This is a genomic window from Pseudidiomarina aestuarii, from assembly GCF_048263735.1.
GTDB lineage: Bacteria > Pseudomonadota > Gammaproteobacteria > Enterobacterales > Alteromonadaceae > Pseudidiomarina > Pseudidiomarina aestuarii_B.
Map to the genome: position 1 here is coordinate 244738 of NZ_JBLXDX010000002.1, position 13714 is coordinate 258451.

Sequence of the window (13714 nt, forward strand, 5' to 3'; positions counted from 1 at the left end):
TGGCTATTTCGATACAGCACGCCCATTACTATAGCAAATCATCGCCAAATGATTAAATGGCGCGATTCAATAGCATGGATTTGATGTGTCCAATAGCCTTCGTCGGATTCAATCCTTTCGGGCACACGTTTACACAGTTCATGATGCCGTGACAACGGAACACACTGAATGCATCATCAAGGTCGTCGAGGCGCTGCTCAGTGGCTGTATCACGGCTATCAATCAAGAAGCGATAGGCGTGTAAGAGACCGGCAGGACCGACGAACTTGTCTGGATTCCACCAAAATGATGGACACGACGTCGAACAGCACGCACACAGAATACACTCATACAAACCGTCGAGCTTCGCACGCTCTTCAGGAGATTGCAGACGCTCACGTGCTGGTGGTGTCTTGTCGTCATTAATGAGATAAGGCTTAATTTTTTCGTACTGCTTGTAGAATTGACTCATATCTACAATCAAGTCACGGATAACGGGTAAGCCCGGTAACGGCCGAACCACAACTTTCTTGCTGCCACCATTCAGAGCTGACAACGGTGTGATACATGCCAAACCATTTTTGCCGTTCATATTCAAACCGTCAGAACCACACACACCTTCACGGCATGAGCGACGGAATGCTAAAGTCGGATCTTGCTCTTTTAACTTCAGCAAGACATCCAGCACCATCATGTCACGCCCTTCTTCCACTTCCAGCGTGTAATCTTTCATGTAGGGTGCGTTATCAACATCCGGGTTGTAACGATAAACTGAAATTTTCAACGTCTTCATCGTTTTCACCTAATCTTAGTAAGTCCGCGCTTTCGGCGGGAATGCTTCACGCAACTTCGGCTGCATATTCACTTCACGAGTGGTCATTGACTCATCGCCTGGACGGTAAACGGTATGCACTAACCATTTCTCGTCATCCCGGTCTGGGAAGTCAGCACGACTGTGCGCGCCACGGCTTTCGGTACGGAAGTTTGCAGCAACCGCAGTTGAATAAGCAGTTTCCATCAAGTTATCGAGCTCTAAACACTCGATACGTTGCGTGTTGAATTCTTTACTGGTGTCATCCAAGCGTGCGTTTTGTAGACGCTCTCGAATTGCCTTGAGCTCTTTCAAGCCCTCTGCCATAGCGTCTCCTTCACGGAATACCGAGAAGTTCAATTGCATGCATTTTTGCAGGTCTTTCTTAATTTGCGCTGGATCTTCACCGTCTTGGTTGTTTTCCCAACGATTCAGACGCGCTAACGCTGCTTCAACATCATCGTTAGTGGCTTCACGCGCTTCGGTATTCGCAGCGAGTGACTCGCCCAAATGCAGACCAGTCGCACGGCCAAAGACAACCAAGTCAAGTAACGAGTTGCCACCGAGTCGGTTAGCACCATGCACAGACACACAAGCAATTTCACCACACGCGAACAAACCTGGAATTGGCGTTGCTTTACCGTCGGCATCGACTTGTAATGCTTGCCCGTTCACATTCGTAGGAATACCACCCATCATGTAGTGACAGGTTGGGATAACTGGAATCGGCTCTTCTGCTGGATCAACGTGGGCAAACGTTTTCGCAAGGTCACACACACCCGGTAAGCGACTTTCCAAAACATCACGACCCAAATGATCGAGCTTCAGTTTAATGTGAGTACCCCATGGGCCTTCACAACCACGGCCTTCACGGATTTCGGTCATCATTGCCCGAGCAACAACGTCACGTCCCGCTAAGTCTTTGGCGTTTGGCGCGTAACGCTCCATGAAGCGCTCGCCATCTTTATTCAGCAGGTAACCACCCTCACCACGGCAACCTTCCGTCACCAGCGAGCCGGCTCCGGCAATACCTGTGGGGTGGAACTGCCACATTTCCATATCTTGAACTGGCACACCTGCACGCAGAGCCATGCCAACGCCATCGCCGGTGTTAATGTGGGCATTCGTGGTTGAGGCATAAATCCGGCCTGCACCACCAGTCGCCAAAATCACTGCTTTGGCTTTGATAAAAAAGACTTCGCCCGTTTCGATATTCAAAGCAGTTGTGCCGACAACAGCGCCATCTTGATTTTTCACCAAATCAAGTGCGAACCACTCCGAAAAGACAGTCGTTTTGTTCTTCACGTTTTGTTGATACAACAAGTGCAGCAGTGCGTGTCCAGTCCGGTCAGCTGCCGCCGCAGTACGCGCTGCTTGCTCGCCACCGAATGCTTTTGACTGGCCGCCGAAAGGACGTTGATACACTTTACCGTTTTCGAAGCGTGAGAAAGGCAAACCTAAGTTCTCCATTTCCAAAATCGCTTCGGGGCCGGTTTTACACATATACTCGATTGCGTCTTGGTCACCGATGTAATCGGAACCTTTCACGGTATCGAACATGTGCCATTCCCAGTTATCTTCGTGCGCATTACCTAAAGCAACAGTAATACCACCTTGAGCAGACACTGTGTGCGAGCGTGTCGGGAATACTTTCGACATCAAAGCACAGGTCATGCCTGCTTGAGAAATTTGTAATGCAGCGCGCATACCCGCGCCGCCAGCGCCGATGACTACAGCGTCAAATTCGAGTGTTTGATAACTCACTTACACACCCTCCACTGGCCACACGACCAACAAACCGGCAAGCCAGTAAGCCATCAGTGCAACACAGACAACGAATTGAATGAACGCCCGTAAGCCTGAGTGTTTGACATAGTCAGTGAGTACCTGCCAGATACCAATCCAACCATGAATCAACACTGAGGTCAGTGCGAGCATCGTGAATATCTTCATACCTAAGCTGGCAAACAAGTTCGTCCAAGCAGCATAGGTTAATGGCTCCGCTGTAACAAAGAAGCTCATCAGAAAAATAGCGTACAAAGCCATGATAATGGCAGACGCCCGAATGAGGATGTAATCGTGGGTACCGCTACGCCCAAATGTTGAAGCTACCTTTACCATAACCAGACTCCTGCTAATGCTGAGAGGACAACTGTCAGAACAAATACAAGCTTAGCGCTGAGGCCGCCTGATTTGATTTCTTCCCAATAGCCGAGGTCCATGACCATGTGACGGACACCCGCCAACAGGTGGTAGCTCAATGCAGTGAGAATGCCCCATGCAATGAATTTGGCGAACCAGCCAGTAAACAAACCTTGCACTACGGCAAAGTCGTTTGCGGACTGTAACGATACGGCAAGCGCCCACACCAACAAACCGATCGCGACCAACATGATCACGCCAGAAATACGATGTAAAATGGAACTAATGGCTGCTGCCGGGAAACTAATTGTAGTAAGGTCTAAATTTACAGGTCTTTGTTTTTTCACGATTGTTGTGCCTTTCAGAAAAGCATTTTTAACATGCTCGGAACTTCAAACATCCTCTCGTTGGAGGACCCTGTGAGATCGCCGCCAAAGTATATAAGCCATGGCCTTGAATTACAATTCTCCAACGCCTTCAATTACGAAAAAAGCAAAGAAAAAGATTACCTAACGTAAAGCCAGTGCCTAGGCTGGTCCATAGCTGGACTAGAGCTGAGCTCAACGTTCAAGTTTCGCGAGATTTGGCCGTCATTGTGTATAGTTTATTATCCATGAGACGTGAGATAAGTTTGAATCCTACCTTAGTCTGATTTCTTTCTGGGACGAATCAGCGTATAACCAGCCAACGCCTGTAATCCAAGCGTCACAATTCGGCGTAATAATGCCCTGTTCACCGCTGTGATTATTCACTCGAAAGCTACCTCTCGGTTTTGGTTCAAACACTCGTTTGAATTGACAAACGGGGTTAAGATCGAGTAAAACTAGCGTCCTTTTTTAGTGATGAAGCAGACTCAAACAAGGAGATTTCCTTATGGCTGATCGTAAAGCCACCCTGCAGATTGACGGCCAATCCATTGAATTACCAGTGCTTACTGGTACAGCCGGCTATGATGTAATTGACGTGCGTACTTTAGGTAAACATGGGTACTTCACATTCGACCCAGGCTTTTTAGCAACGGGTTCGTGCGAATCAAAAATCACCTATATTGATGGTGAGCAAGGCATTCTTCTGCATCGCGGATACCCTATTGATCAGCTTGCTACTCAAGCAGATTATCTCGAAGTATGTTACATGCTGCTCCACGGTGAAGCTCCAACTGAAGATGAATACGCGAAGTTTAAGCAAACTATCACCAAACATACGATGGTCCATCAAGGGTTACACAACTTTTTTAATGGCTTCCGTCGTGACGCCCACCCAATGGCGATGTTGTGTGCTGTAACCGGTGCGTTGTCGTCGTTTTATCACGATGACTTAGACATTCATGACCCAAAGCAACGCTTGCGTAGCGCTTATCGTCTGATTGCGAAAATGCCAACCATTGCTGCGATGGCCTACAAATTCAGTATTGGTCAGCCGTTTGTCTATCCACGCAATGACCTGTCTTACTCTGAGAATTTCTTGAACATGATGTTCTCGGTTCCAGCAGAAGATTACAAGATCAGCCCAACTATCGCGAAAGCAATGGACCGGATCTTCACTTTACATGCGGATCACGAGCAAAATGCATCAACCTCAACCGTGCGTTTAGCCGGTTCGTCGGGTGCGAATCCATATGCATGTATCGCCGCTGGTGTCGCTTCATTATGGGGACCTGCCCACGGCGGTGCCAACGAAGCCTGCTTGCGCATGCTGAAGGAAATTGGCTCGGTCGATAACATTCCACGTTATGTAGAGAAAGCAAAAGACAAAAACGATCCATTCCGCTTGATGGGCTTTGGTCACCGTGTTTACAAAAACTTTGACCCGCGCGCGACCGTCATGCGCGAGAGCGCTCATGAAGTACTGAAAGAGCTTAATATTCAAGATCCGTTGTTAGATGTAGCCATGGAACTCGAACGGATTGCTCTGGAAGATCCATACTTCGTTGAGAAGAAGCTCTATCCGAATGTTGATTTCTATTCAGGTATCATTTTGAAAGCTATCGGTATTCCAACCAACATGTTTACAGTCATTTTTGCGCTGTCGCGGACTGTGGGCTGGATTTCGCATTGGCATGAAATGATGAGTGAGTCGAACCAGAAGATTGGACGTCCACGTCAACTCTACACTGGCGCTGAACAACGCGAATTTAAACCGTTGAAGCGCTAATGACAAAACTGCCAGTTGGTCAAATTCACTAACTGTTACCAAAAAGCACCTCTCGAGGTGCTTTTTTTTATTCATTTCCACACTAAACTACGCACCATCAACTCACCACTCAATATCCTAAATCAATCGCAATCCCTCAGCAGACAAGCGCTAGCGACTGAACACTGAGATGACTATGTAAAGTTGGCACAGTACCTGCATAGCCATAGATACCAAAAGCTTGGGTACTTTAACCATTTAACTGATTTTTGTTTGACGGGACTAACTAAAATGAACACCAATACTCGTTTCCCAATTCGTACTAGCCTCATGGCCACTTTGCTTGTTGTGAGCTTCGGATTAAGCGGTTGTGGCAATGCCGGCGCGCAAAACCCTGAACCTGAAACCGAAGTTGCCGCACGTATCCCAGTTGCCACGCAACAGGTTGAATTGAGCGCCATCACTTCCAGCTTCCGCACGACCGCCACTCTCGAGGCACGTGAGGAAACCGATGTCGTGAGCAAGGCAAATGGACTGGTTGAAGAATTATTGGTCGAAGAAGGCGACTATGTCCAAAAAGGTCAGGTATTGGCACGCATTCGTGATGAGGAATACCAAATACAAGCTGCACAAGCTCGCGCCGAACTGAACAGTATTCAACAAGAACTCAGCCGTATGAAAGAAATGGCCGAACAAAACATGATCAGCCAAGACTCATATGAAAAATTGCGCTTCTCAGCCGATTTGATGCAAGCCCGCTACGATATGGCAGCATTGAACCTTGCCGAAACTGATATTCGCGCGCCAATTAGTGGTTATATTGCCAAACGCTATGTAAAAACCGGCAATTTAGTCAAACAGTACGAACCGCAGAAGTTATTCCACATTATCGCGCTGGATTCGCTGCAGGGTAATGTCTATTTACCTGAACGTGAGCTCCGTCACGTCAAGGTTGGGCAAACGGCGCAATTGCGTGTCAGTGCACTGCCGAATGAAGTGATCCCAGCAACGGTCGAACGTATCAGTCCGATGATCGACACGCAATCGGGCACCTTCAAGGTTGTGTTAAACGTCGCCAACCCAGAATTGAGTTTGAAGGCGGGTATGTTTGCGAACGTCAACTTGAACTATGCAACACGCGAGCAGACCGTCACTGTACCCCGCTATGCCCTGCAAAGCTTGGATAATCAGCACACTATTTTTACGGTCGATGCTGAAGGTGTTGCACACAAAATCGACGTCAAAATCGGCTTTGAAGACGAAACACACATTGAAATTATGGAAGGTTTAAAAGCCGGTGATGAAATTGTTGTGAATGGGCAATCGAATTTGAAAGATGCTGCTCTGGTCGAGGTCATCCGTCGTGAGCAACAATCATGAGTATTGTCACCTTAGCTGTGAAACGTCCGGTGACCATCACTATGGTCACCTTCGCGATACTTCTGTTCGGAATGGTTTCACTGGGTCGTATTCCAGTGACGCTACTCCCCGATTTAGCTTATCCAACACTGACAGTGCGCACCGATTATCCGGGCGGCGCACCTAGTGAAGTTGAACAATTAGTCAGTAAACCGCTTGAAGAGAACCTGGGTACCGTCAAAGGGATCCGTCGCATCGAGACCATTTCTCGTGCCGGACAAAGTGACGTTGTGCTCGAATTTGCTTGGGGCACCGACATGGACATGGCCAGTCTTGATGTCCGTGAAAAGATTGATCTGGTGGAATTGCCATTGGATCTCGAGAAGCCAGTGCTGCTGCGTTTTAACCCAGCCGAGGAGCCTGTCTACCGATTAGCTCTGGGTCTTACCGAAGGCACTGATGGGGCGTCTATTAGCACCTTAAAGCGCCTGCGTACTTTTGCAGAAGAAGACCTCAAACGACAGCTGGAAGCGGTTGAAGGTGTGGCTTCAGTCCGCCTCGGTGGTGGTTTAGAAGATGAAATCCAAGTTCTGGTGAACGAACAGCGGACGAGTCAATTACAGATTCCGATGACGTTGATCATGGAGCGTCTGCGTAGTGAAAATATCAATCTTTCGGGTGGCCGTCTTGAATCAGAACGCGCCGAGTATTTGGTTCGCACGCTGAATCAATTTGAAGATTTGGATGATATTCGCAATATCTATATCGCCACACGTGACGGTCAGTCGATTCTGTTGCGCGACATTGCTGAAGTGAACAACAGCTACAAAGAGCGTGATTCGATATCACGAGTGGGTGGTTTGGAAGCGGTTGAGGTCTCTCTCTACAAAGAAGGTGACGCCAATACAGTCGCAGTCTCCAAAGCGATTCAGTCGAACTTGACCCAACTACAAAATGCCAAACTCATTCCGAGCGAATACACCGTAAAACCTATTTACGATCAAGCTGTCTTTATCTCTGCCGCAATAGCCGAAGTTCGCGATGCCGCCATTATGGGTGGTTTGTTGGCGATGGTGATTATCTATCTGTTTTTGCAGCGCGTGTGGCCGACAGTCATCATTTCGATTGCAATTCCAGTGTCCATTATTGCCACTTTCAACTTGATGCATGGCTACCAAGTTTCATTGAATATGATGTCGCTCGGCGGCATTGCATTGGCCGTGGGTATGCTCGTCGATAATGCCATTGTGGTACTCGAAAATATTGCCCGCCGCGCTGAAACCGATAATCCAGAGCAAGCGGCGGAAACTGGCACCAAAGAAGTTGCTGGGGCAATCACCGCGTCGACATTAACTACCATGGCCGTGTTTTTCCCCTTAGTTTTTGTTGAGGGTATTGCCGGACAACTCTTCCGCGATCAAGCACTGACTGTAACATTTTCGCTCGCGGCTTCACTCTTAGTTGCTCTGACTTTAATCCCGATGCTGTCTACGAAAGGCTCTAAAAAGCAAAGTGAACCGGCGGCGGAAATCAGTGCATCGAACGATTCAAATCAGCCGCTAACGCGCTGGCAAAAAGTCGGTAATGTACTCATGTGGCCATTGCGGATTCTGTTCCACTATATTCCACTCGCTATCACCATGCTGGTGACACTTGTTTGGCGCCTGTTGAGTCGTAGCTTCCTAATTATTACTACACCAGTGTTAGTTGGCTTCAACTGGCTTTATCAACGCTTATCGGGCGGCTACGAGAGACTTCTCAGCACTGCACTGAAGCAGGCGAAGCTAACACTGGCATCAATCATTTTGGTCGCCTTGGCATGTTATGCCCTACTGCCGCAGTTGCCTGTGGCACTACTACCCGATATGGCCCAGGGTGAATTCTACGTAGAAGTGGAACTCCAACCAGGCGCTACCATTACTGAAACGGATGCAGTCCTCGCGGGTCTTGGCACTGTAGTCGCAACCGATGAGCGAGCTACGGCAGCTGTCGCACGTTATTACAGCGTGGCTGGAACCGGTAGTCTACTCAATGCAGCACCGGGTCAAAGTGGTAACCAATGGGGCCGATTCAATGTGGTGATGCATGGCGGCTTAGCGGACTCTGAAGAAGTATACGTGCGTGAAGCATTACGTCAGTATGCTGCGCAACAACCGGGTGTCATGGTGAAATTTGGACGTCCTGAACTATTTAACTTTAGTAGCCCAATCACCATTGAAATCACTGGCTACGACCTAGCATTGCTTCAACAATCTGCGGAGCTATTAACCACTGAACTCGGTGCTATAGACCGCTTTACTGATATCCGTGTCAACATGACTGATGGTCAACCCGAGCTGGCGGTCTTCTTTGACCACGCTCGCTTGGCTCAGTATGGACTCACTAGTGCCGATGTTGCTGAACTGCTAGCAACCAAAATCGGTGGGCGTGTTGCCACTCAATTTAGTCTGGCCGATCGCAAAATCGATATCCTCGTCCGTAGTCAAGAAGTGGACCGTGATTCGATTCGTGATTTGGAGCAGCTGATCATCAACCCGGGTGCTGAACGTGAAATCCCACTTACCGCGGTAGCCACTGTCACGCCGATTGTGGGGCCAAGCGAAATCACCCGGGTTGACCAACAACGTACCGCACTGGTGGAAGCCAACTTCACCTATGGCGACCTCGGCGCTGCCGTCGCAGAAGCGCAGCAAGTGCTGAACAATACGACGCTACCACTGACGATTACGGCGCACGTCGCCGGTCAAAATGAAGAAATGCAGGCGTCATTCCAGTCATTGCAGTTTGCGCTCATATTGGCGGTATTCTTGGTCTATTTAGTGATGGCCTCGCAATTTGAGTCCCTGTTGCACCCACTCTTTATCTTATTCACCGTTCCTTTGGCGGGCGCTGGCTCGGTGTTGGGGCTTTGGTTACTCGGCACCGAGCTGAGCATTATCGTGTTCATCGGTTTAATTATGTTGGCTGGTATCGTGGTGAATAATGCCATTGTCTTGGTCGATCGAATCAATCAATTGCGGGCTGAAGGTTTAGATCGATTTGACGCAGTATTCACGGCGGCTCAAAACCGCCTGCGGCCGATTCTCATGACCATGCTGACGACGGTGCTGGGGCTGTTGCCGTTGGCTCTTGGACTCGGTGAAGGTGCAGAAATTCGTGCGCCTATGGCGATTAGCGTTATCGCCGGCTTGGTCTTCTCGACCTTATTGACCTTACTCTTCATTCCCTGTTTGTATTTGCTCGTTGACCGTAAACAGGTGAAAACTGAGGAGAAGCCAGCATGAACGCCGCTGAGATAGGTTCCGCTCTGGCTCGTTGGGCGCTCCGGCGCCCTGTCACCACCTGCATGATCTTCGTATCTCTGGTGCTGCTGGGCGCGATAAGTTCGCGATTATTGCCACTTGAAAAATTCCCAGGCATCGAAATACCAGAAATTGTCGTCATTGCACCCTACCCCAATTCGACTCCCGCTGAGGTCGAGCGCTTAGTCACGCGACCACTGGAAGAGGCACTGGCGACACTCAGTAATGTGGAGCGCTTGCGCAGTTCCTCCAGTTCAGAGGGTGGTCAGGTATTTTTACAATTTGCTTGGGGCGTTGATATCAATGCCATCAGTATTGAAGCACGAGAAAAAGTCGATGCCGTCAAACATCTACTCCCTGATGATATGGAGCGACTGCAGGTACTCCAGTTTAATACTGAAGATATGCCAGTCTTTCAGCTCCGAATTTCCAGTCAGCGTGACCTGTCGAATGCCTATGATTTGCTCGATCGCAGTCTGCGCCGTCCCATTGAACGCGTGGACGGCGTGTCACGAGTTACGCTCTATGGGGTGCAACCGCAACAGATTGTCATCCGTTTAGATCAAGCTCGCTTACTCAGCCACAACTTGTCGGTTGCGGAAATCACGCGCTTGTTGCAACGCGCCAATTTCTCGCTCACCGCAGGTTACATTGAGAATGCCAATGAGCGTATTTTGGTTAATCCGGTAGGCGAATTCCAGAGCGAATATGAGATTGAACAGTTTCCGATAAAGCCAGGCTTAAAACTCGGAGATATCGCTGAAGTTGGGCGTGAAATGCCGCGTCGCCAAGACGGCCGGCACCTCGATCAACGCTACGCGATAGGAATGGAAGTCTTCAAAGATTCGAGTGCGAATTTGGTCGACGTGTCGCAACGAGTCATGAACGTGATCGAGGAGATTCGTGACGATCCGCAATTCGATGGTATCAACTTGTATGTCATGGACGACACCGCAGACGGCGTCACCACGTCATTAAGTGACCTCGTCAACGCCGGCTTGGTGGGCGCTGCTCTCTCATTTATCGTCCTCTTTATCTTCTTACGCAATTTAGTCACGACGCTCATTGTGGTGCTATCGGTGCCGATTGCGATGTTCGTGGCATTGGGTGGCATGTATTTCTTAGGGTACTCGCTCAATGTGCTGTCCCTCATGGGATTGATGTTAGCCATAGGGATGCTGGTCGATAACGCGGTGGTAATCACTGAAAGTATTCAATACGAACGTGAGCAAGGCGCCGAGGGCGAAGAGGCTACTATTAAAGGTGTGGGAAGTGTTTCTCTAGCCGTTGTTGCTGGAACGTTAACCACCGCTATCGTGTTTTTACCGAATATTTTTGGTAAGAAAATTGATGTGACGATATTCCTCGAGCACACCGCGATTGCCATTTGTCTCTCGCTGTTGGCCTCGTTGTTGATTGCACAAACACTGATTCCATTGCTCACTAGCCGACTTGCCAAGCATATGGGTAGCAAAGCGAAATCAGCCGTAACACCGACAACGCCGTCTAGATATGAACGTTCACTGAATTGGACGTGGCGGCATCCGCGATGGACAGGCTTCTTTGCGGTTCTGTTGTTGCTCAGTATCGCATTGCCATTCGCCGGTGTGAGTGGTGATTCCGCACCACAAGGATTTAATGATCGAATCTTTATCAATTATCGGTTGCATACGCAGTACAGCTTGGCCGAAGTTGAGAACGAAGTATCGATTATGGAAGACTATCTGTATCGCAATCAGGAAGCCTTTGATATTGACGCCGTGTACAGCTACTACACGCCCAACTATGCGATCTCGACGGTCCTCCTAAAACCCGAGCGCGAGGGTAAATTGGCGGACCTTATGGAAAAGATCCGCTCTGATTTCCCCAAAATGTTGCGTAGTCAGCCACAATTCGGCTTCGGCGGCGGTGGTGGCGATCAGGTCCGTATCACGCTGTCTGGCAACTCTACTGACGTACTGCAGCAGTTAGCAACAGATATCGTGCCACGCATTGCCGGCATTGAAGGTTTTACCGATGTGCAAACCGAGATGGATGCGGGTCAATTCGAACTCTTGATCCGAATCGACCGTGAACGTGTGCACCGCCTTGGTTTGAGCTCCGAAGACGCTGCACGCTCGGTTGCGACGGCCTTGCGTGGACAGCGGCTACGTTCTTTCCGTGGCGATCCTAATGGTGAAGTGCCGCTGCGCGTCGCATTCGATAAAGAATTGGAAACCTCGCTAACAGCACTTGAGAACTTACCCATTGCTCAAATAGATGGACGAGTCATACCGCTCGCGGCTGTTGCCACTATCGAGAAGCAGCCACGCCTTGGTGAAATTCGTCGAATTGATCGGCGAACCTCATTGAATATTGAGGCGAACTTAGTGGATATCACCACCAGCGAAGCACGTACCCAAGTTACTCAGGTACTGAATCAACTGGCATTGCCGCAAGGCTACGCTTGGTCACTGGATGGCAGCTTCCAACGCCAACAGGAAGCTGAGAACGTCATGCTGGTCAATACGTTGTTAGCAGTGGCGATGATTTATATTGTCATGGCAGCTTTATTTGAGTCGATTTTGCTCCCAACAGCGGTGATTACGTCGCTATTATTCTCGATTGTCGGTGTATTTTGGGCATTGTATATCACCGGACAGTCCATTGATGTGATGGCGATGATTGGCATTCTGATCTTGATGGGAATTGTCGTAAACAACGGTATTGTTCTCGTCGATAGGATCAATCAGTTGTTAGCGCAAGGACAGAGTCTGGAACGAGCAGTTATTGACGGCAGTGTGAGTCGCTTACGACCGATATTAATGACCGTAGCCACCACTGTTCTCGGCTTGGTTCCGTTGGCGTTCGGCACCACCCAAATTGGTGGTGACGGACCACCCTACGCGCCTATGGCTATTTCCATTATTGGCGGTTTGGTGTTTTCAACCATCACCAGCCTCTACTTGGTGCCTTACGCGTATGTTCGGTTACTCAGCATTCGCGCTCGCTGCCGTCGCTTACGACTCAAAGCGGGTCAGAAAGTTAGTCGAGTAATTGCTGGTTAGCACGCACTAAGTCGGCGGGTGTATCTATACCCGCCGGCGGCGTTGCAATGGCCTCAGCAACATGAATACGTTCGCCGTACCAAAGCACCCGCAACTGCTCAAGTGACTCAATTTGTTCCAGTGGGCTTGGATCCCACTCAATATAGCGCCAGACAAAACCGGCTCGATACGCATAAATACCAATATGACGACGGTAATCGGCAAGTGCGGCTAGCTTGTTCTGACTTAATCCATCACGCTCATAGGGAATCGGAGCGCGACTGAAATACAGTGCATAGCCATTCACGTCCGTCACCACTTTCACGGCGTGCGGGCTCAACACTTCTTCTAGGGAATGAATCGGCACTGCCAACGTGGCCATTTGTGCTTGCTTTTGATTTGCTAGGTTATCGGCAACTTGGCGAATAATCTCTGGCGGAATAAAGGGTTCATCACCCTGCACGTTCACCACAATGTGATCATCGGCAATCGCCAAATAATCGATGACTTCTGCAATCCGCTCGGTTCCTGATTGATGATGAGTCGACGTCAACATCGCGCGGCCGCCAAATGCCTCTACAGCGGTCACAATCCGCTGATCATCGGTTGCCACAATCACTTCAGCGGCACCCGCTGCTGCGGCACGCTCGTAAACGCGCTGAATCATGGGCTTATCCCCTATCATGGCAAGAGGTTTGCCAGGCAGGCGACTTGAGGCATAACGCGCTGGGATGATCACCGTAAAGCTCATATCAATCGGTACTCCATTACTTAAGTTCGTCTGAGGACATTTCTCGTGCTGCGGACAACAGCAAATGTGGAATGTCATCAATCACTGGAAATGCTAGCTTTTCGCCACGACAAATCAGTTCTTGTTGCTCTTCACGCCATTCCAAACGGCCCTTGCATTGCGGGCAAACGAGCAAGGCCAACGTTCTTGAATCCAAACTCATACCAATTCC

10 protein-coding genes are annotated in these 13714 nt (G+C 49.3%); 4 read left to right on the forward strand and 6 right to left on the reverse strand.

Features of this window, described 5'->3' with window-relative positions:
* Positions 1-52: 52 nt before the first annotated feature.
* The 4 genes from ACN0S4_RS05880 to sdhC are packed head-to-tail and all read right to left on the reverse strand — an operon-like array spanning position 53 to position 3279.
* Positions 53-772 carry a succinate dehydrogenase iron-sulfur subunit gene (locus ACN0S4_RS05880; protein WP_417656781.1) on the reverse strand — a complete coding sequence of 240 codons (720 nt, stop codon included), beginning with the start codon at positions 770-772 and terminating at the stop codon, positions 53-55.
* Positions 773-787: 15 nt separating this feature from the next.
* Positions 788-2554, reverse strand: a complete 1767-nt coding sequence (gene sdhA / locus ACN0S4_RS05885; RefSeq protein WP_417656782.1) for a succinate dehydrogenase flavoprotein subunit — start codon at positions 2552-2554, stop codon at positions 788-790.
* Complete coding sequence (gene sdhD, locus ACN0S4_RS05890; protein WP_169929580.1) at positions 2555-2911, reverse strand: succinate dehydrogenase, hydrophobic membrane anchor protein; 357 nt, start codon at positions 2909-2911, stop codon at positions 2555-2557.
* Complete coding sequence (gene sdhC, locus ACN0S4_RS05895; protein WP_417656783.1) at positions 2905-3279, reverse strand: succinate dehydrogenase, cytochrome b556 subunit; 375 nt, start codon at positions 3277-3279, stop codon at positions 2905-2907. Before sdhC ends, sdhD begins: the two co-directional genes overlap by 7 nt.
* Before the next feature lie 526 nt (positions 3280-3805).
* Between sdhC and ACN0S4_RS05900 the strand changes: the two genes are divergently transcribed.
* The 4 genes from ACN0S4_RS05900 (at position 3806) to ACN0S4_RS05915 (ending at position 12773) form a co-directional block, all read left to right on the forward strand.
* A complete protein-coding gene (locus tag ACN0S4_RS05900) occupies positions 3806-5086 on the forward strand; it encodes a citrate synthase (RefSeq protein WP_417656784.1) in 1281 nt (426 codons plus the stop codon).
* 270 nt (positions 5087-5356) lie between these two features.
* Positions 5357-6445 (forward strand): efflux RND transporter periplasmic adaptor subunit, encoded by a 1089-nt coding sequence (locus ACN0S4_RS05905; protein ID WP_417656785.1) that lies wholly within the window; start codon positions 5357-5359, stop codon positions 6443-6445.
* Positions 6442-9708 carry an efflux RND transporter permease subunit gene (locus tag ACN0S4_RS05910; protein WP_417656786.1) on the forward strand — a complete coding sequence of 1089 codons (3267 nt, stop codon included), beginning with the start codon at positions 6442-6444 and terminating at the stop codon, positions 9706-9708. The genes ACN0S4_RS05905 and ACN0S4_RS05910 overlap by 4 nt, the downstream gene beginning before the upstream one ends.
* The gene (locus ACN0S4_RS05915; protein ID WP_417656787.1) at positions 9705-12773 is read left to right on the forward strand and encodes an efflux RND transporter permease subunit; all 3069 of its coding nucleotides are present in this window, start codon (positions 9705-9707) and stop codon (positions 12771-12773) included. The genes ACN0S4_RS05910 and ACN0S4_RS05915 overlap by 4 nt, the downstream gene beginning before the upstream one ends.
* On the opposite strand, the gene kdsB is transcribed toward ACN0S4_RS05915, so the two are convergent.
* Both kdsB and ACN0S4_RS05925 read right to left on the reverse strand, forming a co-directional pair.
* Positions 12751-13503 carry a 3-deoxy-manno-octulosonate cytidylyltransferase gene (gene kdsB / locus ACN0S4_RS05920; protein ID WP_417656788.1) on the reverse strand — a complete coding sequence of 251 codons (753 nt, stop codon included), beginning with the start codon at positions 13501-13503 and terminating at the stop codon, positions 12751-12753. The genes ACN0S4_RS05915 and kdsB overlap by 23 nt on opposite strands.
* Positions 13504-13519: 16 nt before the next feature.
* Positions 13520-13705 carry a Trm112 family protein gene (locus tag ACN0S4_RS05925; protein ID WP_417656789.1) on the reverse strand — a complete coding sequence of 62 codons (186 nt, stop codon included), beginning with the start codon at positions 13703-13705 and terminating at the stop codon, positions 13520-13522.
* Positions 13706-13714: the final 9 nt, after the last annotated feature.